Raw genomic sequence first — 23,355 nt, forward strand, 5'->3', positions numbered from 1 at the left:
CCGCGAAGGCGGCCGCACCGTCGGCGCCGGCGTGGTCAGCAAGATCACCGAGTAATGGCCTTCTCCCTCCCCCGAAGTGGGGAGGGACGATCGCGAAGCGATCCGGGTGGGGAAGTTTGAAGCGGGCGCGATCGCGTCCGAGGCGATACTTCCCCACCCGGCTTCGCCTGCGGCTCGGCGTCCCTCCCCATAAAGGGGAGGGAGAAAAGATTCAGACGGCCCCCGGAGCAATCCGGGGGCCGTCTTGTTTTGCGACCGGAGGCGGGGGAGGCGCGGCTGCGTTTACCGTATCTCTCTCCTCGCAGGCGTCCGCACTTGCGCGGAACCGCGTCCGGGTCCCTACGTTCGCATTCCGGACGTTAGGAATTCAGTAACCATGCGACGCGCGATCCGTATCGGCCTGTTCATCGGCACCTTCCTGGGCATGTCGGCCTGTGCGGCCATGCCCGACGACGGCGCGCGGGGCCCCTACGGGTCGGTCGAGGCCGGTCGGACCCGCTGATCCCGCAAGGAAACCGTGGCGGCGGGGGAGAATTCCCCCTATCATCGGTTCCGCGGACGCCGACGGTAGCGCCGCGTCGGTCCGCTCCCCCTAGATGTTAGCCATCGCCATCGTTGTCGTTCTGCTCCTCGTGGTGCTCAACGGCCTGTTCGCCATGACCGAGCTGGCGGTCGTATCCTCGCGCAGATCCAAGCTGCAGAGCCGCGCCGAGCGGGGCGACAAGGGCGCCCGCGTCGCGCTGAAGCTGGCCGAGGACCCGACCCATTTCCTGTCGGCCGTCCAGGTGGGGATCACCCTGATCGGCATCGCCGCCGGCGCCTACGGTCAGGCGGCCATCGCGGGCGAGCTCAACCATATCCTCGAGGCGGCCTTCCCGGGGCTGGCGGCCTATACGGAAGTCTTCTCGACGGTGCTGGTGATCATCTTCATCACCTATGTGTCGGTGATCGTGGGAGAGCTGGTGCCCAAACGACTGGCGCTGATCTTCCCCGAAACCATCGCCGCCAAGATGGCGGCGCCGATCTCACTCGTATCCGTGGTGCTGAAGCCGTTCGTGGTCGTTCTGACGGCCTCCACGTCGGCCATCCTGAAGGTCATGGGCGTCAAGGACCGGGACGGTTCTGACGTGACCCAGGAAGAGGTCGAGACGATGATCGCGGAGGGCACCTCGGCCGGCCTGATCGAGCCCGAGGAACAGACCATGATCGAGGAGATCCTGCGTCTGGGCGACCGGCCGATCCGGGTGGCGATGACGCCACGCCACGAAGTGTTCTGGATCGCGCTGGACGACTCGGAAGAGACCTTGCGTACAGAGATCCGCACCTGCCCCTATTCGCGCATCGTGGTGGCGCGCGAGAATGACGTCGATAACCCGCTGGGCGTGGTCCACAAGAAAGACCTGCTGGACAGCCTGCTGGACAACGGCGAGTTCAACGTCGAACGCCATGTACAGACGCCGGCCTTCATCCCGCAGTCGACCTCGGTGCTGAAGGCGCTGGAGATCATGAAGGCCTCCAGGGTTCACATGGCCTTTCTGGTGGACGAATTCGGGGCCTTCGAGGGGGTGGTGACGGCCACGGACCTGCTGGAGATGATCGCCGGCGATTTCGACGAGGGTCACGACGACGCCGAGGTCAATGTGCGCCAGCGCGAGGACGGCAGCTGGCTGGTCGACGGCCAGACCGACATCGACGAACTGGCCGACGCCCTGGGCGAGGATTTCGGCGAGGCGGAGGGTTTCCACACCATCGCGGGCCTGGTGCTGCACCAGCTGTCGCGCGTGCCCCACGAGGGCGAAATCCTGCAGCTGGGCCGGTTCGAGGTCGAGATCATCGACATGGACGACCGTCGCATCGACAAGCTGCTGTTCAAGCAGGTGATCAACGCCCAGGACGAGGCACGGGCGGTGGCGGCGCAGTACGACGACTGACCGTATCCGTGCTTGAAAACCCCGGCGTGGTCGGGCATACGGCGCGGTCTGGGGAGGCCGAACGCGCCCGGGGGGACACCCTCTGGCGCGTTGTAGTTTCCACCGGGACCACAGGAGTGTAGCTCAGCTGGTAGAGCATCGGTCTCCAAAACCGAGGGTCGTGGGTTCGAGTCCCTCCACTCCTGCCACTTTTCACTGACGGTGCGGGTCCCCATCTGCATCGTCAGACTGCGTTGAAAACGAGAACCGAGCATGGCCAAGGCCAAGAGCCCTTCGGGGCGCCGTACCCAGACCGTTCAGCCCGCCATCGCCGGCGCGGCCGTGGCGACTGACGCCGTCGCGCCGAAGAAACGGACCTCGATCCCGCAGTTCGCCAGCCAGGTCCGCGCCGAAGGGCGCAAGATCGTGTGGCCCAGCCGCAAGGAAACGTGGATCACCTCGGTGATGGTGCTGATCATGGTTTTGATCGCCGCGATCTTCTTCTTCGTCGTCGACACCGGCCTGGCTTTCGTATCGCGCTTCGTGCTCGCGATCGGCCAGTAAGAAAGACCCCTCATGACCGACGCAGCCTCCGCCCCGAACTCTGGCAAGCCCGCCGCCAATCCCCGGCACAAGTGGTACATCGTCCACGCCTATTCGAATTTCGAGAAGAAGGTCGCCCAGCACCTGACGGACCAGGCGCGCCAGCAGGGGCTTGAGGACTGTTTCTCGGAAATCCTGGTGCCGACCGAGGACGTCGTCGAGATCCGCCGCGGCCGCAAGGTCAACTCGGAGCGCAAATTCTTCCCCGGCTATGTGCTGGTGAAGATGGAGATGACCGACGACGCCTATCACCTGGTCAAGAACACGCCCAAGGTCACGGGCTTCCTGGGCGCCGCGGGCGGCACCAAGCCGCTGCCGGTATCGGAGCGTGAGGTCCAGAACATCATCGGCCAGGTGGAGGAGGGCGTCGAACGTCCGAAGCCCACCATCCGATTCGACATCGGCGAGACGGTCAAGGTCATCGACGGTCCGTTCGCCAGCTTCGACGGCCAGGTCGAGAGCGTCGACGAGGACGCGGCGCGCCTGCGGGTCGCGGTGTCCATCTTCGGCCGTCCGACCCCGGTCGATCTGGAATACAATCAGGTCGAGAAGAGCGCGGGCTGAAGCCCGGACTTTTCGTCAGGGCAGGCAAGAAAAAAGGGCGGAGGATCGCGAGATCTTCCGCCCATTTCCGTTTCTGGCTTCGGCCCCGGGCCCCTGGGGACGATGTCGTCGCTCTATGAGTGGCACAGGCTCCGCGAGGCCGCCGGCTTCCTGATCGGGCGGCCTGCCGTGGTTCCGCTTCATCGCAACAAAAAGGGGCGGAGGATCAGATCCTCCGCCCCCGTTTGTCTCTGACGTCAGGCCCTAGAAGTTGGCCGTGACGCCGAAGAAGAAGTACCGGCCCATCGCATCATACATCTGCGGGAAGGTGTTCCCGTTACCGTCGTCGCCCGCGCTGGTGGTGATTTGCGGGTCGTTGTCGAGGATGTTGTTGACGCCGGCACGGAGCGTGACTGTGTCCATCACCTGCCAGGTCGCGGCGAGGTCGAGGTAGTTTTCGGCGTCGAAGAAGCGGTCCATACGCGTTCCGCCGTTGTTCAACGAACTGTCCGTCTTGCTGAGCACGGCGAGCTCGACCTCGGCGAAGTAGCGCCAGGTCGCCGCGACATCGATCTTCCACGGCGTAATCCACGTCGCCCTGGCGCGATGACGCCATTCGGGGTTCGGCGTGTTGCACTGGTTGGCGAAGAACCCGGCGCAATCGTACACCGAGTTCGGCGCAATGCCGCCGTTGTCCACCTCGAGGCTCGACAGCCAGGTGCCGACGAAGCTCAGCCCCAGTGAGCCGTAGCCGGACACCCCGAAGTCTTCGAGGTCAGCGCGATAGTTGGCGTTGACGTCCACGCCCGCCGTGCTGAGGCCGCCGATGTTGGTGTTCGGATTGTCCACAAACCCGGTGCCCACGAACAGAGAGCCGTTGGAGCTCCGCTGAATGCGGGCGCACGCCGCCGCGTCGTTGCTGATGTAGCAACCGTCCAGGGTGGTCAGACCACCGAACGGCTGGATGAAGTCTTCGATCTGGATATCGAAATAGTCGATCGAGAGGTTGAACCCGGGCAGGAATCCGGGAGTGAGCACGACGCCGAACGTCGTGGTGTCAGACGCCTCCGGACGGAGAGTGGGGGTACCGCTGCTCCGCATGTTGTACTGTCCGGCGACATTGTTCAGGCCGCCGCCGGTCGATTGAGCGGAGGTGACCTGCCACGGGTTGGCGCCGATGCAGTTGGCGGCGACCGCGCCGGTTGTGGCGTCGCAAGGATCGCGGTCGGCGCTGAACAGACCCGCGCCCTGGGCTGCGAACATGTCGATCACGTTCGGGGCGCGAACCGCGCGCGAGATGCTGGCGCGGAAGCGGATGTCTTCAATCGGGGCGTAGTCGGCGCCGATCTTGTAGGTGTTGGTGCCGAAGTTCTCGTACTCCGACCGGCGATAGGCGCCGTCGATCGAGGCCGAATAAGCCCACGGCTGATCGTCGGCCAGCGGAATCTGGAACTCGCCGAACACCTCCGCGACGTCCGTGTCACCGTTGATCCCGATCGTCGGGCCGCCTTGACCGGCGCCGTCGCCCGTCTGGAAGGCGAGATCCGTGATGGAGCCCAGGTAGTCACGACGATATTCGGCGCCGAAGGCGATCTGGATCGTGCGCGAAGCTGTCGGCAGGGTCCAGCCCGTGTCGCCAGTGACGGCGGCGGTCACGACCTGCTGGGTCGTCTCGCCCGTCGCGACGAGCGGAATTTGCAGGTAGTCGAGCGCCGCTGCCGTCACGCCACCGGAAGTGAAGACGTCATAGGGCACGCAGTTGGGATCGGTGCCGTTGACGACGGACCGACAGGTCGGCGTACCACCCACGCTGACGACATCAAGGGCGCGGGTCAGACGGGTCACGGAGAAATCGTTCTGATAGGCGCGTTGCAGGCGGACGCGCGAGAATTGCGCCGCGATGTCATAGTTCCAGCCCGCCTTGATCTCGCCGCGGACGCCGACGACGCCGCGGTAGGATTCATAGTTCAGGTTGTCCTGACGACCACCGCCTTCGACGTTCCGGCGACCGATGTAGAGCGGCACGCGGTTGCCGGCGAGGACGTCAGCCGGCGTACAGCCGATCAAGCCGGCCTGCTGGGCCGACAGGAGGGGGCTGTCGCAGTTGATGTCGGAGGTGCTGAAGAAGCTTCCGGACGGCGCGATCTGCGCGACCGACTGATAGTCAGAGAACATCAGCTGGGCGAACACCTCGGCGTGGTCGTTGACCTGATAGCTGCCCAGGGCGCCCATCGTATAGCGCTCGTCAGGACGCTGGTAGAAGTTGATCGGGCCGAAGTTGTAGGCGTTGATGTTGGTATTGTATGGCACGAAGGTTCGGCCAGCGCCGAGGGTGAAGGTGTTCGCGGCTGTGAAGTCCGTCGTGAACTGGCCGGGGAACGAGGTGCCCGAACCACCGCACGAATAGGTCGTCGGACCCGTAGCGGTGTTCGGCTGCCCGAGCGCGCAAGCCGAGTAGTCGCGGTCGCGTTGCAGGATCGCGTTGTTGTTGCGATAGCCGGCGTAAGCCATCAGGTTGCCCTTGCCGTCAGCAGAGGATGTGCCGAGGGTCAGGTTGATCGAGCGGCTCTCACCGTCCGACACATTGTCGTCTGGCAGGGCGAACTGGGCCGGGTTGGTCGCGCCGCGACGAGCAATTTCCGCGCGCAGATTGCCGATGCCGTCATAGTCGTTGTTGTGCTGGTAGAAGGCGTACTGGGCGTCCAGCTGAACGCCCTCGAAGCTCTTCTTCATGATGAAGTTCACGACGCCCGCCAGGGCATCCGAACCATAGACGGCGGAGGCGCCGCCGGTCAGCACTTCGACCCGCTCGATCAGTTGTTCCGGAACCTGGTTGAGGTCGGCCGAGGGATCGGCCGGCGAGCCGTAGCCCATCCGGCGACCGTCGATCAGGACCAGGGTGCGCGTCGAGCCGAGGTTGCGCAGCGAAACCGTGGCCGTGCCGGTGGCGCCGTTCGACGCGGTCGCGTTCTGGGCGGCGAAGGCCTGGGGCAGTTGCGAGATCAGATCCTCGACCCGGGTCACGCCGGCGGCGTCGACGTCCTGGCCGGTCACCTGGCTGACGGGGCTGGTGGTGACCAGGTTGGCCTGGGGGATGCGCGAGCCGGTGACGACGACCTCGTCGAGCTGCGACTCGTCCTGCGGCTCCGGCGCGTCCTGCGCCATGGCAGGTACGGCGAATGCGAGCATCGCGGCCCCGGTGATGATGGTCGTCGCCAGCAAGCGCTGACGGGTTTTTTGCGTTCTCAAGGTTAGCCCTCCGATTGATGGGTGCCGGACGCCCCGAAAGTGAGAATCGGGGGCCGTGATCCGCCTGGTAATGGTAAAAAGAAGCGGATTGGCAATAGCGACGCGACGCTAGACCCCAACAAAGAAGAACCACAATTCAAATATGGCAGAAATGGAAAATTGCCGGACGCCGTGTTACCAAATAATCACTGAAAGTTATTGTACTTCAGATGTTTCTATATGCAATTACTTCGACACAATGGCGTAACTACTCTGTAACAACAGAAGCCCCGCCTTGTTCACCGCCCGTTCGGGCGTGATCCAGGCGGTTCGATATCGCCGCTCCGGGTTCCCGATCTCTCTCACCGGGGCCGCCGACGGGCCCGGGCAAAGAAGCGGTTTGCCTTGGAGGTCGCGGTTTGCTAAACGCGCGCCTCCTTCCACGTCCGCGTGGGGGATAAATCCGTGGGAGGCAGCCATGCCACGACCACGGCTCACCGGCCCTGATTGAGTTCAGGGCCACCGTAAGGAGAGACCAATGGCCAAGAAGATTCTCGGCTACATCAAATTGCAGGTGCCGGCCGGCAACGCCACGCCTTCGCCCCCGATCGGGCCCGCACTGGGTCAACGCGGCGTGAACATCATGGGCTTCGTCAAGGAGTTCAACGCGCGCACCGAGAAGGAAGTGAAGGGCACCCCCCTGCCGACCGTGATCACGGTCTACCAGGACAAGAGCTTCACCTTCGTCACCAAGACCCCGCCCGCGACCCACTATATCAAGCAGGCCGCCGGGATTACCTCGGGCTCGAAGATGACCGGCCGCGAAGTGGCCGGCAAGATCAAGCGCAGCCAGCTGCGCGAGATCGCCGAAAAGAAGATGAAGGATCTGAACGCGAACGACCTGGACGCCGCGACCAAGATCATCGAAGGCTCGGCTCGCGCCATGGGCCTCAACGTCGTGGAGGGCTAAGCACATGGCCAAGCAAACCAAGCGCACCAAGGCCCGGACCGGCGACACCGTCGCCCCGATGGACTTCGCCGAGGCGATCGCCGCCGTCAAATCCAACGCCACCGCCAAGTTCGACGAGTCCATCGAGATCGCCGTCAACCTGGGCGTCGATCCGCGTCACGCCGACCAGCAGGTCCGCGGCGTCGTGAACCTGCCCTCGGGCACGGGTCGTGACGTCCGGGTGGCTGTGTTCGCGAAGGACGCGAAGGCCGCCGAGGCCCTGGCCGCCGGCGCCGACATCGTGGGCGCCGAGGATCTGTACGAGAAGATCAACGGCGGCTTCATGGACTTCGACCGCGTCATCGCGTCCCCGGACATGATGGCCCTGGTCGGTCGTCTGGGTAAGGTGCTGGGCCCCCGCGGCCTGATGCCCAACCCCAAGGTCGGCACCGTGACCCCGAACGTCGCGCAAGCGGTCAAGGACGCCAAGGGCGGCGCGGTCGAGTTCCGCGTCGAGAAGGCCGGCATCGCCCACGGCGGCATCGGCAAGGCCTCCTTCACCCAGGAAGCCCTCGAAGCCAACGTGAAGGCCTATGTCGACGCCCTGCAACGCGCCCGTCCGTCGGGCGCCAAGGGCACCTACGTCAAGCGCATCACCCTGTCCTCGACCATGGGACCGGGCTTCAAGATCGATCCGGCCTCGCTGAACGCCTGACCGGTCCTTGAACTGCAACTGGAAGGGCGGCGACCGCAGGGTCTGCCGCCCTTTTTGTTTGCGCGACGGCGACCCGGCCGCGATATTGACGTGCAAACGGGGGTTGTCATGCGGTTCTGGGCGGTCTTTTTCTCTGGCCTGACGTTGGCGTCAGGCGCGATGGCGCAGGTCAAGCCGACGCCGCCGGCCCCGGGCGCGGACCAGCCGTCCGCCCGGCAGATGCATCTTAGCCGGCGCTATATCGAACTGACCCAGAGCGATCAGATGGAGGAGGCGATCCGGAGTGCGATCGTGGGCGAGGCGAACGACGATCCGTCCATGCGCGAGGTTCCGGCCGAGGACCGTGCGTTCCTGGTCGACCTGGCGACCGAGCTGACCATCGACCTTCTGCCTCAAATGCTGGATCGCCTTGTCCCGATCTACGCCCGCACGTTCACTGAGGAGGAACTGTCGGCGCTGGTGACCTTTTTTGATACCGAGATGGGGCGCTCGATCGCCCGGAAGAGCATCACCAGCATGCCGGAGGCCAATGCCGCCATGATGTCCGTCATGCCCCAGCTGTTCGACAAGATGGCCACCCGGATTTGCGCGCGTTTCGGCTGCGACGCGGATGAAATGCGGGCGGCGATGCAGGGGGCGGGCGCGGATACGCCGCCGTCATCGAACGACAAGCCCTGACCCGGACGACCCGCGAGGCTGAATGCAGCGGCGGAGAGCGGTTCATGCCGCCGTTTCATCCGTTGACTGACGGGTTGACCTGCTGGCGCGGACGCGGGACTGACCGCACAGGGGTTCCGCGGGAGATTCGTCAATGTCGGACTGGCGCCAGACGCGGCCACTGAAGGAAGACAGCGCCTTCCGGCTGTTCGACGCGCTCGTCGCGACCCTGACCAGGTGCGCCGAAGCGCCGATCTGATGACAGGCGACATGGTCCGGACCCGGACGACCGAGCGGCGTCAGGTCGCGGCCCTGCCGTGGCGAAGGGTCGGGTCCGGGATCGAGATCCTGCTGGTCACCTCGCGCGAGACCCGGCGCTGGGTGACGCCCAAGGGCGGACGGATGCCCGGCAAGACCGACGCCGAGGCCGCCGCCCTGGAGGCGCTGGAGGAAGCGGGCGTCGAGGGCGTCACGACCGGGGAGCCGTTGGGAACGTTCCGCTATCTGAAGATCCTGAAGCGCCGGGCGCCGCGCTGGTGCGTGGTCGCCGTCTACGCTCTGGAGGTTCACGTCCAGCATGACGACTGGCATGAACGCGCGCAGCGCGAGCGGATCTGGGTCAGCCGGGACGAGGCCGTGCGCCGGGTCGACGAGCCCGACCTGAAGGCCCTGATCGCCGCCTTCAACGGCTAGCGCGCGGCGGCGGCCATGAAGCAGCCCCGGCGGGCGGTGTGGAGGTGGACGCGCGCGACGGCTTCGTCCTCGAACCATTGATCCAGCCGCACCGCCAGATCGCGGCCCTCGACCACATCGGCGTCGGTCATCATCCAGTCCGCATCATAGACGCGAACGGACAGCAGGCGCCGGGACAGCATGTCCGGCACGATCCCGGGATCGGGCGCTGCCTCGACCGCCGTTTCGCGGACGAAGACCGGGCCTTCCGAGCGGTAGGGGCTGGTGGGGTCGTCAAGGTGGCGGTGGGTCAGCAGGATCAGGCGATCGCCAGGGTCAGCGTCGGTCAGGCTGACGCGGCACGGCGCGCTGTGGGGTTCATCGGCGACCATGCGGCGCGCGCCGATCGCCCTCAGCGCGGGGTCGTCCAGAGCGAAGAGCGGCTGAAACAGCGCGAGGGGCAGGGGCAGGATGCGAAAGCTCATGCGGGATCTCCTTTGGCCCGGGTATGGGGCGCGACCGATCAGGCGTCTGGCGGCTTTCGGACGTTGCGCGCGCAGCGCCGAATCCCCACAACGGAGGGCATGAACGCTCCCTTCAAGACCTCCTCCGATCCGCTGGACGCCCCCCTGTGGGACCTGTCCGACCTGTACGCGTCCCGCGAGGACGCCCGCATCGACGCCGATCTGGAACGGGCGAGGGGGATGGTGGCCGAACTGAACGCCCTGCAGGGCCAGCTGGTCGGGGCGCGGGCCGATGCGGCGACGCTGGGTCAGAGGCTGGACCGGGCCGTGACCCTGTACGAACAGGCGTCTGACGTCCTGGGCGGACTGGGGGCCTATGCCTTCATGGCCGCCTCGACCAGCCGCAATGACGCGGCCGCGACCGGCTTCGAGGCCACGGTGCGCGAGAAGATGACGGCCATCGCCACGCCGACGGTCTGGGTCACGCTCGAGGTCAACCAGCTGGAGGAGGCCGAGATCGAGACCGCCCTGACCGCGCATCCGGCCGGCGCGCGCTGGCGCCCGTGGCTGCGCCGGGTGCGGGCCATGAAGCCGCACGAGCTGTCGCAGGAGCTGGAGACCTTCCTGGCCGAGCGCGGGCCGATCAGCGCCCAGTGGCCGCGCCTGTTCGACGAGACGCTGGCGGCGATGAAGGTCAAGGCGGGCAAGGACGAGCTGACGCTGGCGGAGGCGCTGAACCGCCTGTCCGATCCGAAGGCCGCCCGGCGCAAGTCGGCGGCGGAGGGCCTGAACGCGGCGCTGGGCCAGCGGACCGCGACCATGGCGATGGTGATCAACACGGTGGCGGCCGACAAGGCGCTGGAGGACAGATGGCGGGGCTTCAGGCGGCCCGCCGACGGACGGCACCTGTCAAACGAGGTCGACGGCGAAGCGGTCGACGCCATGGCCGAGGCCGTGGCGGCCGCCTATCCCAGACTGTCGCACCGCTATTACGCCCTTAAGGCCAGGGCCATGGGCAAGGCGACGCTGGATCAGTGGGACCGCAACGCGCCGATCGAGACGACGCCGCCGCGCGGGTATGACTGGGCCGCGGGCAAGGAATTGGTGCTGGAGAGTTTCGCCGACCTGGGTCCCGAGTTCGCGGACCGGGCCGGCGGCTTCTTCGACAGGCCGTGGATCGACGGCAAGGCCCGGGCGGGGAAACAATCGGGCGCCTATGCCCACCCGGTGACGTCGGACCGGCACCCCTATGTGTTCCTGAACTGGATGGGCGAGCGGCGCGACGTGCTGACCCTGGCGCATGAGCTGGGACACGGCGTGCACCAGACGCTGGCGGCGGGGCAGGGGAGTTTGCTGGCCGATACGCCGCTGACCCTGGCCGAGACGGCGTCGATCTTCGCCGAGGGGCTGACGTTCGACCGCCTTCTGAAGACCGCGCCCCGGGCCGAGCAGCGCGGCCTGCTGGCCGGGCGGATCGAGGACGGGCTGAACACCGTGGTGCGCCAGATCGCCTTCCACCGGTTCGAGACGCGGTTCCACGATGAGCGCGCGGCCGGCGAGGTCCCCGTCGAGCGGATCGGCGAAATCTGGATGGAGGAGATGGGGGCCTCGCTGGGCCCGGCGGTGACCCTGAACGCCGGCTATGAACATTGGTGGAGCTATGTCAGCCACTTCGTCCACTCGCCCTTCTATGTCTATGCCTACGCCTTCGGCGACCTGCTGGTGGCGGCGCTGATGGAGACGCGGGCCAAGGACCCCGCCGGCTTCACGCCGCTGTATCGCGAGCTGCTGGCGGCCGGGGGTTCGCGGGGTTATGTCGAGGCGCTGGCTCCGTTCGGCCTGAACCCGCGCGACCCGGCGTTCTGGACCATCGGCACGAAACGGCTCGAGGGGTTGATCGACCAATTCGAGGCGGTGGCCTGAAACCACAGATATCTCCGCCATCCTCGGGCTTGTCCCGAGGACCCATCGTTCGGCGGACGCGACATTCGGTGAGCAGCGATGGTCGGAGCGCGCGAGGCTTCACCTGCCTTGCGGGCCGGTGAATGGGCCCTCGGGACAGGCCCGAGGGTGACGGATCAACGTGGATTTCCTCGGTGCTGATCGTGAGCCATTGACGCGCCGATGACCCCGGGCGAGCGTCGGCTCATGCGCACCCTGATCCTCGCCGCGGCCCTGATCGCCGCCTCGCCGTTCGCCGCCTTCGCCCAGACCCAGCCTGCGGCCCCATCCGCCGGCGTTCGCGCCATGGCGGCGGGATACAAGGCCCTGACCGTGTGCAGCGCGTTGAAGAACGCCGAGGCGGCGGGCGGCGCCCGGACGCTCGAGAGCATCGAGGCCAATGAGCTGACGGGCATCTATCCCGAGCTGGACCCGCTGGTTCGCGGGATGCCGGTCGAGGTCGGCGAGCGGCAGGTGTCCGTGCCGTGGGACGAGGCCATGCCGCCCCGGGTGGCCGTGTTCTCGCCGGGTCGGGGCTGCGCAATTCTGCCGGTCGGCTGGACGGGCGAGAGTCCCGGGACAGTCCTGCCGGGCGTGCGGGTGAACGAGCCCTTCGTCGTCGCCGACCCCCGGGGAAACGCCGCCCTGCTGAACGAAGCCGTCGAAGGCGCTTTCGAGGGCCGCTACGGCGAGGGCGCCAACACCACGGCGGTGCTGGTGCTGCAGGCGGACCGCGTGGTCGCGGAGGAATACGGCGCGGACTTCGGCGTCGACACGCCCCAGCGCACATGGTCGGTCGGCAAGAGCCTCGCCGGGACGATCATCGGCGCGGCGGTCCAGCGCGGCGAAGCGGATGTGAACGCCCCCGCCGCCATCGCCGACTGGAGCCGGCCGGGCGATCCGCGCGCGGCCATCACCCTGGACCAGCTGATGCGCATGGGCTCGGGCCTGACCAGCGACACGGCGGGCAACCGCACGGACGCCCTGTATTTCGGCGGGGTGGGGATCGACGAGCAGGCCACGAGCTGGCCGCTGATCACCACTCCCGGGACGCGGTTCCGTTACGCCAACAACGACATTCTGCTGGCCGTCCTCGCCATCGCGCCGACCTTCGCCGACCACCCGCCGGCCGAGCTGTTCGCACGGCTGGGCATGTACGACACCTGGGCCGAGACGGACTGGCGCGGCAACTACATGCTGTCCAGCCAGGTCTGGTCGACGGCCCGTGATCTGGCGCGGTTCGGGCGGCTGTATCTGAATGACGGCGTCGTCGACGGCGAGCGCATCCTGCCCGAGGGCTGGCGCGACCATGTCTCGCGCCCTTCGGGTCCCCAGCCGAACGGCGAGCAGGGATACGGCGCGACCTTCTGGCTTTTCAACAAGTCGGAGGGCATTCCCGCCGACGCCATCTCGGCCAACGGCAACCGCGGCCAGTATGTGATTGTCGTTCCGAGCCGCAACATCGTGATCGTGAGGCGCGGCGAGGATCCGGCCGGAAAGCCGTTCCAGTTCATTCCGTTCACCCGCGACGTCCTGGCCGCGCTCGATTGATCAAGCCGCGCGAATTGTCGCCCGCCGCTTGAGCCGCCCGCAGGCCTCGCTATAAGGGCGGCAACCGACGTTCCAGATTCCCGGACACTGACATGGCCGACCCGCACCACGCCGATTCCCACGACGCCTATGTTCGCGGCTCCCAGGAGATCAGCGAACAGTCGTCGACCTTCATCGCCTTCATCGGCATGGCCAAATGGGGTTCGCTGTGGCTCGCGGCCCTGCTGGCCTTCCTGGTGATCTGGTTCCAGCCGGGCGGCAGCTTCATCGGCGGCGCGATCACCTTCGTGGCGATGCTGGCGATCGGCTATTTCGCCCTGAAGTCCGGCAAGACCGGGCACTGAAAACCGCCCTTCTCCCCTTGCGGGAGAAGGTGGCCCGCGAAGCGGGTCGGATGAGGGGTCGCTGAGGCGATAACCTCATTGGACGACTTGTACGAGCGCCCGACCGTCGGCGTGACCCCTCATCCGTCAGCCTTCGGCTGCCACCTTCTCCCGCAAGGGGAGAAGGGACGTGCTCCCCTTTTGACGCAACCTCTCCGATCAGCCTAACGTCGTCCGTCGAGAGAGACGGAGGGATTCGCTTGGCTGTCGCCATCGCCGTGACCCGCGAACGCCGAGATGGCGAGACGCGCTGCGCCGTCACTCCGGACACGGTCAGGAAGCTGATCGCCATGGGCGCGACCGTGACGGTCGAGGCCGGGACCGGGACGGGCTCGTCCCTTCCTGACGCGGACTATGTCGCGGCAGGCGCGACCGTCGCGCCGGACACCAAGGCGGTGCTGTCGGGGGCCGACATCGTGCTGAAGGTGCGCGGGCCGACGGCGCAGGAGACCAGCGCTCTGAAACCGGGCGCCATCGTCGTGGCCCTGCTGGACGCATACCGCGACAAGGAGACGGTGACGGCCCTGGCCCAGGCCGGCGCCACAGCCTTCGCCATGGAGTTCGTGCCGCGCATCTCGCGGGCCCAGGTGATGGACGCCCTGTCGTCCCAGGCCAATCTGGCCGGATACCGGGCAGTGATCGAGGCGGCGTACGCCTATGGCAAGGGTTTTCCGATGATGATGACGGCGGCGGGCACGGTCGCGCCGGCCAAGGTCTTCGTCATGGGCGTGGGCGTGGCGGGTCTGCAGGCCATCGCCACGGCGCGGCGGCTGGGAGCCGTGGTCACCGCCACCGACGTGCGGCCGGCGACCAAGGAGCAGGTGGAATCGCTGGGGGCCAAATTCCTCGCCGTCGAGGACGAGGAGTTCAGGAACGCGCAGACGGCCGGCGGCTACGCCAAGCCGATGTCGCCCGAATATCAGGCCAAACAGGCCGAGCTGACCGGCGAACACATCAAGAAGCAGGACATCGTCATCACCACGGCCCTGATCCCGGGCCGCGCCGCGCCGGTGCTGGTCACCGCGGCGCAGGTGGCGACGATGAAGCCGGGCTCGGTGCTGATCGATCTGGCGGTCGAGGCGGGCGGCAATGTCGAGGGGGCGAAGGCCGGCGAGGTGGTGACCACGGCCAACGGGGTGCAGATCGTCGGCCACACGAACCTGCCGGGCCGGATCGCGGCGGACGCCTCGGCCCTCTATGCGAAGAACCTCGTCGCCTTCGTCGGGCTGATGATCAGGGACGGGGCGCTGGCCCTGGACCTGGAGGACGAGATCCTCAAGGCGGCGGCGGTGACGCACGGCGGGGCCATGGTGCATGAGGGGGTGAGGGGGTGAGGGGATGATGCGGCGCTTTTTGAAAGGCTTGGGATTGTTTCTCGTCGTGGCAGCTCCAGCGTGGGGCGTGGCTGCAATGGCGATTGTATTCATGACCCGAGGAGCACCTGCGTCGGCGGAGGCCTTCGGCGCGATGCTGGACCGGATGTTTGATAGCATCATCCCAACGATCGTCGCGGGCGGCGGACTCTGGCTGCTGGCGTCCATCGACGAGCGGCTGGAACGGAAAGCCTAGATATGGAACACGTCGATCCCACCGTCTTCCGCCTGGCTATCTTCGTGCTGGCGATCTTCGTCGGCTACTATGTCGTCTGGAGCGTCACGCCGGCCCTGCACACGCCGCTGATGGCGGTGACCAACGCCATTTCCTCGGTGATCGTGGTCGGCGGGCTGATCGCGGCGGCCGCCGCCAGCGCCGACGGCGGCTGGATCGCCAAGGGGGCCGGTGTCGCGGCCGTGACCCTGGCCAGCGTCAACATCTTCGGCGGCTTCATGGTCACGCGGCGGATGCTGGCGATGTACAAGAAGAAGGAACGGCCCAAGCCTGTTGAGGCGGCGCAGTCGTGACCCTGGCCATTCTTTTCACGGCCCTCGTGCCGGCGGCGCTACTGATGGTCCTCGCCTTCGTTCTGCTGAGCGGGCGGATGAGCGACGGGTTGCGGCGACGTGTCGAGCTCGGCCTGATTCTGATCTTCTATCCCGTCGTCATCCTGACGTGGGCGTGGCAGGCGTGGGACAACCAGCGGCAGGGCGACTGGCTCGGGTTCGGCCTGATGCTGATCCTCGTCGCTGCGTTCGCGACGCAGTTCGTTTTGGCCCTGCGATCCCGCACCCTTTTCCCCCGGTTCCGGAGCCGTCAGGGATGACGCTGGACGCCCATCAGTTCGCGGTCGGCGCGTCCTGGGTCGCCACGGCGATCGGGGCCGGGCTGTGGCTGTGGAGCTGGCTGCGGGAGACGGACGCCATCCGCAAGCTGCGCTTTCTCGACTGCGGCGTGGTGCTGCTGTTCGCCTCGGTGCTGCTGCGCATCGTGGCCCAGGACAAGCCGATGAGCGTCTGGGACTGGGCCATGGTGTTCGTGGCCCCGCTGTTCATCACCGCCGCCCTGTGGCGGCTGGCGCGGACGGCCTGTCCGCCGGGAGGGCGCTGAGATGCGATCGGGGCGGATCGGGGCGATGGTGATGCTGGCCGCGCTGGCGGCCACGGCGGCGGACGCCCAGACCAATGTGGGCGCCAACCTGGAGAGCGGTCTGCCCTGGCATGTCGCGGCGCCGCAGGGCGCGAGCTGGTCGTTGGTCTGCCGCTTCCGGCCGGTCGTGTATGAGGCCTCCGCCTACAACAGGGAGGCCTGGGCCAACCGGATCGCCCAGACCGGGCGCGGCTCCGAGGGTGGTCGGTTGCCGTCCGACAACGGCAGCTGCACCGTGACCAAGACCGGCGGCCGCGGCGCGGTGGCGATCGCCATGATCAAGAACGGCCAGTCGCAGGTCGCGGTCACGAGCGACCCGGCCCGGCCTGCCGCGGTGGGATTTTTCTGATGTCGAGATTCGGGGACACGGCATGAACGCATCCTTGGCGGCCCTGGCCTATCTGGTCTCCGGCGTCCTGTTCATTCTCAGCCTGCGCGGCCTGTCCAGCCCGGAGACGAGCCGGCAGGGCAATACATTCGGCATGATCGGCATGGCGCTGGCGGTCGGGGTGACGCTGCTGACGCTGTGGAGCACGGGGACGCTGGATCCGCTGACCCTGGGCCTGATCGCGGGCGGGGTGATCGTCGGCGGCGGGGCGGGGGCGCTGATCGCCGCCCGGGTGCAGATGACGCAGATGCCCCAGCTGGTGGCGGCCTTCCACAGCCTGGTCGGCATGGCGGCCTGTCTGGTCGCGGTGGGGGCGGTCTATGCGCCCGAGAGCTTCGGCATCGCCGACGGGGCGGGCGGGATCAAGATCCAGTCGATCATCGAACTGGCGCTGGGCGTGGCCATCGGGGCCATCACCTTCACCGGCTCGGTCATCGCCTTCGCCAAGCTGGACGGACGCATGTCGGGGGCGCCGATCCTGCTGCCGGCGCGGCACCTGATCAACATCGGCCTGGCCCTGGGCCTCGTGCTTCTGATCGGAGTCATGATCGGTTCGGGGGGGACGGCGACCTGGGCCTTCTGGGGAGTCTTCCTGCTGGCCCTGATCCTCGGCGCGACCCTGATCATCCCCATCGGCGGGGCCGACATGCCGGTGGTGGTGTCGATGCTCAACTCCTATTCCGGCTGGGCCGCGGCGGCGCTGGGCTTCACGCTGGAGAACATCGCCCTGATCATCACCGGGGCGCTGGTCGGCAGCTCGGGGGCGATCCTGAGCTACATCATGTGCAAGGCCATGAACCGCAGCTTCATCTCGGTGATCCTGGGCGGCTTCGGCGGCGACGCGGCGACCGGCCCGGCCGGCGCGGTCGAGACCCGGCCGGTCAAACAGGGCAGCGCGGACGACGCGGCCTTCATCATGAAAAACGCCTCGAAGGTCATCATCGTGCCCGGCTACGGCATGGCCGTGGCCCAGGCCCAGCACGCCCTGCGCGAAATGGCCGACAAGCTGAAGGCCGAGGGGGTCGAGGTGAAATACGCCATCCACCCCGTCGCCGGCCGCATGCCCGGCCACATGAACGTGCTGCTGGCCGAGGCCAATGTGCCCTATGACGAGGTGTTCGAGCTGGAGGACATCAACTCGGAGTTCAGCTCGTGCGACGTGGCCTTCGTCATCGGCGCCAACGACGTCACCAACCCGGCCGCCAAGACCGATCCCCAGAGCCCGATCTACGGCATGCCGGTGCTGGACGTGGAGAAGGCCGGCACGGTGCTGTTCATCAAGCGCGGCATGGCGGCGGGCTATGCGGGGGTCGAGAACGAACTGTTCTTCCGCGACAACACCATGATGCTGTTCGCCGACGCCAAGAAGATGGTCGAGGGGATCGTGAAGGCGCTGTGATTGTCCTGCGCCGCATCATGGCAGCGGGCGGGGTCGTCATATTGTGCCTCGGCGTCGGGTCATGTTCCACGACAATGGAGATCGCCATCGCGGGCTCCCTCGAAAGCCCGGTCATCACCTTTTCCAAACACGGTGGGGACAGGCCGGAGCGCGTTTGTCTCGGCCGGCTTTACGTCTACGAATCCGACGCGCCCGCTCCGCGCAGTCCGGTCTGGGAGATCGGCGACCTAGAGACCGAATGCGCAAAAGTGACGTCCGTCACCTATGGACGTGCTCCGGGCGGCATCCCGACGAGCGCAGGGCCTGTTCCGTTGAAGGCGAACACCGAATATGAATTCTCGGGCACCGGCTGGACCGGGCGTTTGCCGAACGTGCCTTGGTATGGAGAAGGACCGGGAGCGCGGGTCATCTTTGCGAACGGCGGCTGGCGTCGGGCGCAATTAACGGCGCGGTGAACGATCGCCACGGAGGTCGGATTTATCGGCGCCCTAGCGGGATGGGAGGACCGGACCATGGCCTATGAAGCCAAAACCAAACCCACCGAAGTCTCCGTCGCCGACTTCATCGCCAGCGTCGAGAACCCGACGCGCCGCGCCGACGCCGAAACCCTGTGCGCCCTGTTCGAGGAGATCAGCGGAGAGCCCTCGAAGATGTGGGGGCCGTCGATCATCGGCTTCGGGCGCTACCACTACCGCTACGCCAGCGGGCACGAGGGGGACGCGCCCCGGCTGGGGTTTTCGCCGCGCAAGGCGCAGACCGTGGTCTACATCCTGCCGGGGTTCTCGGGGTGGGACGCGTTCATCGGCCGGCTGGGCAAGGTGAAGACCAGCGTGGCCTGCCTGTACATCAATCGGCTGGACCAGATCGACCTGGGCGTGCTGCGCGACCTTGCCGCCGCCTCGCTGGTCGAGATGCGCGAGCGCTACCCCGAAGGCTGATCAGGCCGCCATGCGGAAGTCTTCGGCCGGGGCGAAGGCGGGGCGGGCTTCGTCCCACAGGGCGTCCTCATCGGCGTAGCGGGCGCTGGCGCTGGCGCTGGCGTCGATGACGTCGATCACCTGCTCTTCCAGCCGGTCCCAGATGACGGCCAGACCGCCGCAGCCCTCGGCATCGCAGGGGACGATCAGGTAGCGGGAGGCGGCGACGGAAGCGTGGGGGGCGAAGGCGCGGGCCATGGGATGTCTCCGGGTCGGGGGTCTCTGTTGAAACGACCTTGAACCAGCGTTGCGTCAAAAACGGTCGTATGCGATTTTGATTCCATGAGAATGGACAAGGCGGCCGTGTTGATCGAACTGGCCCGGCGCATGGCGGCCAGCGCCGAGGGCCTGACGCTGGACGAGATGGCGCAGGAAGCCGGCGTCGGACGGCGCACGGCCGAGCGGCTGCGCGACGCCGTGCTGGTCCTGTTCCCCCAGGCGGAAGAGGTGTCGGACCCACCGGGCAAGCGCTGGCGCATCCGCGGCGGCCTGTCCGCCTTCGAACAGGCCCCGACGACCGAGGAGCTGGTCGAGCTGAGCAAGGCGGCCCAGGGCCTGCGCGCGACCGGAGAACCGGGCCGCGCGGCGGCGCTGGAGGGGCTTGAGCGCAAGCTGAAGTCGGCGATGCGGTCGACGACCCTGAACCGGCTGGCCCCCGATCTGGAAGCGCTGGTGCGGGCCGAGACCATCGCGGTGCAGGCCGGTCCCCGGCCCTCGGCGGACGAGACGGTGCTGACCCGGATCCGTCACGCCATCCTGGCCGGCCAGCCGCTGGGCTTCATCTACAGCCGCCCGGGGGCCGAGGCGCGCCGGCGCATCGTCGCGCCGTGCGGGGTGATGTTCGGGCGGGCCAACTATCTGGTCGCCGCCGACCGCGAGAGCGGGCGCATCCAGACCTTCCGCCTCGACCGGATGAGCGCGGTCCGGGCCGAGGACGGCGTCGCCTCGCCGCCCGCCGACTTCGACCTGCAGGCCTTCGCCAGCCAGTCGTTCGGCATCTATCAGGACGAGATCGAGGATGTGGTGCTGCGCGTGACCCCCGCCGGCGCGGCCGAGGCGCGCGCGTGGCGCTGGCATCCGACCCAGACGCTGGAGGATCAGGCCGACGGCGGCGTGATCGTGCGCTTCCGGGCCTCGGGCATGCGCGAACTGGCCTGGCACCTGTTCAGCTGGGGCGATCAGGTCGAGATCGTCGCGCCGGTGAGGCTCAGGGCGGTGATGAAGGGCGAACTGGAGGCCGCGCGGCGCGCTCTCGAACCGAGTTGAGCGGGCCGGCGGGGTCTTCGGGCCGTTCCCGGGTCCGGGAAATGTCCCGAGTCTGACCAAAGCTTAAGCTGACGGGAGCCTCCGCCCGGCCTTATGCCGGAGTCCGGATGGGGGGAGCCGACATGCGCGCCACGATACTGACGATTCTGGCCCTGCTGGCGTTTGGAACAGGCGTTCCAGCGGTCGCGCAGGAGACGCCCTCCCGTCCTGCCGTGGCGGTCACCCGCGACGGCGACGCCTGGACGGCGGATTACGAACTGGATCGGGACGCGCCGGTCTGGGCCTTCTTCCGGTCGGCGCTGATCCAGGACTCGCGCAGGCCGTGGCGGCCGGAGCAGTGGCGGGTCGTCACGCCCGGCGTGGTGCTGGAGCGGGCCGGAAACCGGGACATCCTGCGCGCCCTCGACGGCGGACCGGTGCCGCGCCGCGTCAGCATAGGCTTCACGCCGAAATCGGAGGACCTCGAGGCCGACTCTGGCGTCCTCGCCTTCACCGACGGATCGGTGGCCATGCCCAGCGGGCAGTTCGACGTTTTTCCGCTGCCGTCGGTGGCGGCGGCCGAGGCGGTTCCAGAGGATCTGAACGACTATCCGCTGGAGGCCGATCCCGCGACGGTGACGTGGCGCGACCGCGCCGGCCCGGTGCTGTTCCGGGGCGAGCGGGTGGCGCAGGCCGTCGCGGCGGACGCCGACACCTATGTGCTGTTCGGCGCGGCGGAAATGAGCGGGAATGAGCGGCTGGTCACGGTCGTGGACCCCCGGCTGCCTGAATGGATCGGCAGCGCCATCCAGGATTTCGCGCCCCGTGTGGCCGACCATTACGCCAGCCGGCTGGGCGCGGGCCAGACTGACCGGCCGATGGTGATGGTCAGCTGGGCCGGTCCGACCGCCGGGAAAACGTCGATGGGCGGCAGCGTCATGCCGGGCCTGATCGTCGCGCGGTTCGAGGGGAGCGGCGTGCTTCAGCCCACCGCCGGAGTCCTGGCCACGGCGCGCTGGTTCATCGGCCATGAGAGCGCGCACTTCTGGCTGGGTCAGATCGTCCGCTATGAACGCGCGCGGGACGCCTGGATCATGGAGGGGGGCGCCGATCTGATGGCGGTCCGGGCCCTGAAGGCGGTCGATCCAGACTATGACGCCCGCGCCGAACTGCAGAAGGAGGTCGATGACTGCGCCCGTCTGGCCGACGAGCCCGTGGCCGAGGCCGCCGGGCGCGGCGAGCATCGCGCGCTCTACGCCTGCGGAGCCGTGTTCGCGATGACGGCGGAGGGCGTGCAGCGGCGGGCGACGGGCGGCGACTGGTTCGCCTTCCTCAAGCCGCTGATCGACGCCAATCGCGAGGACGGGGTGCTGACGCGGGAGGAATGGCTGACGGAGCTGACCCGGGTGTCGGGCGACGCTTCCCTGCGGGCGGATATGGAGACCCTGCTGGACAGCGGCGTCGCCGATCCGGCGACGGTCATCGCCGGTCTGTTCGACCGCACGGGCGTCGGCTATCGGCGCGAGGCGGGAAATATCCGGCTTGATTGACGGCTTCAGCCGGTCCGAAGGGCGAGGCCGGCCAGGAGCCAGCCGGCCAGCGCCGCGGCGGTGACAAGTTCGATGACGACGAAAACCAGAAGCCAGTGCTTCCGGACAAACGATACGAGATTCACGACGGGCCCTGATCAACCGAGCGGTCGAAACCCCTGAAACCGCATCGGGTTCAACGTCAGTCGGTCGGCCCCGCGAACGGGTAGGGACTGACCGACTTCGACCAGTCATCGACCGTCAATGAGCGGTCGACCGGGGGGGCGGCGCGTTCGGCGCAGGGGTGGCGATGGCACAGGCGGCAGGCCGGGCCGATCGGGGTGACCTCGGGCGCCGCCAGATCGAGGCCGCGTGCATGGATCAGGCGATGGGCGTGTTTCAGCTCGCAGCCCAGGCCGATGGCGAGGTCGTGGCCCTCGGTGAAGGCGTCATGCCCCTGACGGTCCACGGTGCGGGCCAGGGTGAACCAGCGGCCGCCATCGGGCGTCTCGACGATCTGGGTGACGATCTTGCCGGGCGTGCGGAAGGCGCTGTGCAGCCGCCAGCGCGGACAGGCGCCGCCGAACCGGGAGAATGGGAAGGCGCCCGAGGCGAAGCGTTTGGAGATGTTGCCGGCCTGATCGACCCGCATCAGGAAGAAGGGCACGCCTCGCGCGGTGGGCCGCGACAGGGTGGTCAGGCGGTGGGCGGCCTGTTCGAAGCCGACGCCGAACCGGGCCTGAAGCCGCGTCATGTCATAGGCGGTCTCCTCCGCCGCGCGCTGGAAGGCGACGTAGGGCATCAGGATCGCGGCGGCGAGGGTGTTGGTCAGGGAGACCTTCAGAAGGCGGCGGGTCGGTTCGTCCGGCGCCGCCGCCGCGTCCGCGAGCGCGGTCAGGTCGGCGTCATGTTCGGCGAGGGCCAGCTGGTAGGCGACCGCGAAGGCGCGGGAGGAGCCGCCCAGGGTTTCGGACAGCAGCAGCCGTTTGCGGTGCGGATCATAGCGGCGGGTCCATTCGACCATGACCTCGGCGGGCAGGGTGCGGACGGTCAGGCCGTGGCGCGCCAGAAGCCGGGCGCGGGCGCGGGTCTCGAAGGTCTCGCCGGGAGTCTCGGCCTCCATGGTGTCCGACAGGGCCTCGCCCAGCGTGTCCAGATCGGGGAAATGGTTGCGTCGGGCCTGGACGTATTCGCGCACCCAGTCGGCGGGACTGTCGTCGCCGCGGCCGCCGAGGGCGTCGGCTTCGGCCCGGTCGCGGGTGCGGCGATCGGCGAAGGCGCGGTACAGGCGCAGCAGGGCGTCGGCGGCGGCGGGCTGGTCTTCGGCCAGCTGGACGATCTCGTGACGCGGCACCGACAGGCCCTGGAAGACCGGATCGGCGAAGGCCTCGGTCAGTTCGGCTTCCGACGCCGGGCCGCCGGACTGGCCGAGGGTGCGCAGGTCCACGTCATAGGTGTCGGCCAGGCGCAGCAACAGTTGCGCCGAGACGGGCCGCTGGTTGCGCTCGATATGATTGAGGTAGCTGGGGGAGACGCCGAGGTCGGCGGCCATGGCGGTCTGGGTCAGGGCGAGGTCGCGCCGCAGCCGCTTGAGGCGGCCTCCGAGGAACAGTTTGCGATCGGCGGCGGCGTCCATGGTTCGATTAGGTCACAAAATGACTTAACAGCAAGTGTCATA

The 23,355-nt window shown here is 67.7% G+C and carries 26 protein-coding genes and 1 tRNA gene; 23 read left to right on the top strand and 4 right to left on the bottom strand.

The features are described from left to right. Positions 1 to 376: 376 nt before the first annotated feature. The 5 genes from PSV23_RS01425 (at position 377) to nusG (ending at position 3,077) form a co-directional block, all read left to right on the top strand. Positions 377 to 502 carry a hypothetical protein gene (locus PSV23_RS01425; protein WP_300465724.1) on the top strand — a complete coding sequence of 42 codons (126 nt, stop codon included), beginning with the start codon at positions 377 to 379 and terminating at the stop codon, positions 500 to 502. A 94-nt stretch (positions 503 to 596) separates the two neighbouring features. Continuing rightward, the gene (locus PSV23_RS01430; protein ID WP_300465725.1) at positions 597 to 1,931 is read left to right on the top strand and encodes a hemolysin family protein; all 1,335 of its coding nucleotides are present in this window, start codon (positions 597 to 599) and stop codon (positions 1,929 to 1,931) included. A gap of 112 nt (positions 1,932 to 2,043) precedes the next feature. After that, positions 2,044 to 2,119 (top strand) — tRNA-Trp (locus PSV23_RS01435). 64 nt (positions 2,120 to 2,183) lie between these two features. Continuing rightward, positions 2,184 to 2,474, top strand: coding sequence for a preprotein translocase subunit SecE (secE, locus tag PSV23_RS01440; RefSeq protein ID WP_300465726.1), 291 nt, complete (start codon positions 2,184 to 2,186; stop codon positions 2,472 to 2,474). 12 nt (positions 2,475 to 2,486) lie between these two features. After that, complete coding sequence (gene nusG / locus PSV23_RS01445; protein ID WP_300465727.1) at positions 2,487 to 3,077, top strand: transcription termination/antitermination protein NusG; 591 nt, start codon at positions 2,487 to 2,489, stop codon at positions 3,075 to 3,077. A 243-nt stretch (positions 3,078 to 3,320) separates the two neighbouring features. Here the strand turns inward: nusG and PSV23_RS01450 are convergent, their stop codons facing one another. Further along, positions 3,321 to 6,305: a TonB-dependent siderophore receptor gene (locus tag PSV23_RS01450; protein ID WP_300465728.1), complete on the bottom strand. Its 2,985-nt coding sequence runs from the start codon at positions 6,303 to 6,305 to the stop codon at positions 3,321 to 3,323. A 517-nt stretch (positions 6,306 to 6,822) separates the two neighbouring features. On the opposite strand from PSV23_RS01450, the gene rplK reads away from it, so the two are divergent. The 4 genes from rplK (at position 6,823) to PSV23_RS01470 (ending at position 9,298) form a co-directional block, all read left to right on the top strand. Then, complete coding sequence (gene rplK / locus PSV23_RS01455) at positions 6,823 to 7,254, top strand: 50S ribosomal protein L11 (RefSeq protein WP_055829960.1); 432 nt, start codon at positions 6,823 to 6,825, stop codon at positions 7,252 to 7,254. Between the two features lie 4 nt (positions 7,255 to 7,258). Beyond that, a complete protein-coding gene (gene rplA / locus PSV23_RS01460; RefSeq protein ID WP_300465729.1) occupies positions 7,259 to 7,948 on the top strand; it encodes a 50S ribosomal protein L1 in 690 nt (229 codons plus the stop codon). Positions 7,949 to 8,107: 159 nt separating this feature from the next. Beyond that, positions 8,108 to 8,626, top strand: coding sequence for a DUF2059 domain-containing protein (locus PSV23_RS01465; RefSeq protein ID WP_300465730.1), 519 nt, complete (start codon positions 8,108 to 8,110; stop codon positions 8,624 to 8,626). A gap of 237 nt (positions 8,627 to 8,863) precedes the next feature. Next, on the top strand, positions 8,864 to 9,298 hold the full coding sequence (locus tag PSV23_RS01470) for an NUDIX hydrolase (protein WP_300465731.1): 435 nt from the start codon (positions 8,864 to 8,866) through the stop codon (positions 9,296 to 9,298). Here the strand turns inward: PSV23_RS01470 and PSV23_RS01475 are convergent. Then, positions 9,295 to 9,762, bottom strand: a complete 468-nt coding sequence (locus PSV23_RS01475) for a DUF1203 domain-containing protein (protein WP_300465732.1) — start codon at positions 9,760 to 9,762, stop codon at positions 9,295 to 9,297. The two genes, PSV23_RS01470 and PSV23_RS01475, sit on opposite strands and share 4 nt — an antisense overlap. Positions 9,763 to 9,861: 99 nt before the next feature. Between PSV23_RS01475 and PSV23_RS01480 the strand changes: the two genes are divergently transcribed. The 12 genes from PSV23_RS01480 (at position 9,862) to PSV23_RS01535 (ending at position 18,864) form a co-directional block, all read left to right on the top strand. Then, positions 9,862 to 11,664: a M3 family oligoendopeptidase gene (locus tag PSV23_RS01480; protein WP_300465733.1), complete on the top strand. Its 1,803-nt coding sequence runs from the start codon at positions 9,862 to 9,864 to the stop codon at positions 11,662 to 11,664. Positions 11,665 to 11,889: 225 nt separating this feature from the next. Next, positions 11,890 to 13,233: a serine hydrolase gene (locus tag PSV23_RS01485; RefSeq protein WP_300465734.1), complete on the top strand. Its 1,344-nt coding sequence runs from the start codon at positions 11,890 to 11,892 to the stop codon at positions 13,231 to 13,233. 92 nt (positions 13,234 to 13,325) lie between these two features. Beyond that, positions 13,326 to 13,577 carry an aa3-type cytochrome c oxidase subunit IV gene (locus PSV23_RS01490; RefSeq protein WP_300465735.1) on the top strand — a complete coding sequence of 84 codons (252 nt, stop codon included), beginning with the start codon at positions 13,326 to 13,328 and terminating at the stop codon, positions 13,575 to 13,577. A gap of 239 nt (positions 13,578 to 13,816) precedes the next feature. Further along, positions 13,817 to 14,950, top strand: coding sequence for a Re/Si-specific NAD(P)(+) transhydrogenase subunit alpha (locus tag PSV23_RS01495; RefSeq protein ID WP_300465736.1), 1,134 nt, complete (start codon positions 13,817 to 13,819; stop codon positions 14,948 to 14,950). Between the two features lie 7 nt (positions 14,951 to 14,957). Beyond that, positions 14,958 to 15,185, top strand: a complete 228-nt coding sequence (locus PSV23_RS01500; protein ID WP_300465737.1) for a hypothetical protein — start codon at positions 14,958 to 14,960, stop codon at positions 15,183 to 15,185. Positions 15,186 to 15,187: 2 nt separating this feature from the next. Further along, positions 15,188 to 15,517: an NAD(P) transhydrogenase subunit alpha gene (locus tag PSV23_RS01505; protein ID WP_300465738.1), complete on the top strand. Its 330-nt coding sequence runs from the start codon at positions 15,188 to 15,190 to the stop codon at positions 15,515 to 15,517. Beyond that, on the top strand, positions 15,514 to 15,816 hold the full coding sequence (locus PSV23_RS01510) for a hypothetical protein (protein ID WP_300465739.1): 303 nt from the start codon (positions 15,514 to 15,516) through the stop codon (positions 15,814 to 15,816). Before PSV23_RS01505 ends, PSV23_RS01510 begins: the two co-directional genes overlap by 4 nt. Continuing rightward, the gene (locus PSV23_RS01515) at positions 15,813 to 16,100 is read left to right on the top strand and encodes a hypothetical protein (protein ID WP_300465740.1); all 288 of its coding nucleotides are present in this window, start codon (positions 15,813 to 15,815) and stop codon (positions 16,098 to 16,100) included. The genes PSV23_RS01510 and PSV23_RS01515 overlap by 4 nt, the downstream gene beginning before the upstream one ends. Positions 16,101 to 16,125: 25 nt before the next feature. Continuing rightward, positions 16,126 to 16,488 (top strand): hypothetical protein, encoded by a 363-nt coding sequence (locus PSV23_RS01520; protein ID WP_300465741.1) that lies wholly within the window; start codon positions 16,126 to 16,128, stop codon positions 16,486 to 16,488. Between the two features lie 22 nt (positions 16,489 to 16,510). Next, positions 16,511 to 17,926, top strand: coding sequence for an NAD(P)(+) transhydrogenase (Re/Si-specific) subunit beta (locus PSV23_RS01525; RefSeq protein WP_300465742.1), 1,416 nt, complete (start codon positions 16,511 to 16,513; stop codon positions 17,924 to 17,926). Positions 17,927 to 18,000: 74 nt separating this feature from the next. Next, the gene (locus PSV23_RS01530; RefSeq protein ID WP_300465743.1) at positions 18,001 to 18,381 is read left to right on the top strand and encodes a hypothetical protein; all 381 of its coding nucleotides are present in this window, start codon (positions 18,001 to 18,003) and stop codon (positions 18,379 to 18,381) included. 57 nt (positions 18,382 to 18,438) lie between these two features. Further along, entirely contained in the window at positions 18,439 to 18,864 is a 426-nt protein-coding gene (locus PSV23_RS01535) for a DUF1801 domain-containing protein (protein ID WP_300465744.1), read from the top strand. Here the strand turns inward: PSV23_RS01535 and PSV23_RS01540 are convergent, their stop codons facing one another. Further along, complete coding sequence (locus PSV23_RS01540) at positions 18,865 to 19,101, bottom strand: hypothetical protein (protein WP_300465745.1); 237 nt, start codon at positions 19,099 to 19,101, stop codon at positions 18,865 to 18,867. Between the two features lie 84 nt (positions 19,102 to 19,185). Here PSV23_RS01540 and PSV23_RS01545 point away from each other — a divergent pair, with 84 nt between their 5' ends. Both PSV23_RS01545 and PSV23_RS01550 read left to right on the top strand, forming a co-directional pair. Next, complete coding sequence (locus PSV23_RS01545) at positions 19,186 to 20,169, top strand: YafY family protein (RefSeq protein ID WP_300465746.1); 984 nt, start codon at positions 19,186 to 19,188, stop codon at positions 20,167 to 20,169. Between the two features lie 122 nt (positions 20,170 to 20,291). Next, positions 20,292 to 21,698, top strand: a complete 1,407-nt coding sequence (locus tag PSV23_RS01550) for a hypothetical protein (protein ID WP_300465747.1) — start codon at positions 20,292 to 20,294, stop codon at positions 21,696 to 21,698. Positions 21,699 to 21,879: 181 nt separating this feature from the next. Here the strand turns inward: PSV23_RS01550 and PSV23_RS01555 are convergent, their stop codons facing one another. Next, positions 21,880 to 23,313: a short-chain fatty acyl-CoA regulator family protein gene (locus PSV23_RS01555; RefSeq protein WP_300465748.1), complete on the bottom strand. Its 1,434-nt coding sequence runs from the start codon at positions 23,311 to 23,313 to the stop codon at positions 21,880 to 21,882. Between the last annotated feature and the right edge of the window lie 42 nt (positions 23,314 to 23,355).

This window comes from Brevundimonas sp. (assembly GCF_029946145.1).
Lineage (GTDB): Bacteria > Pseudomonadota > Alphaproteobacteria > Caulobacterales > Caulobacteraceae > Brevundimonas.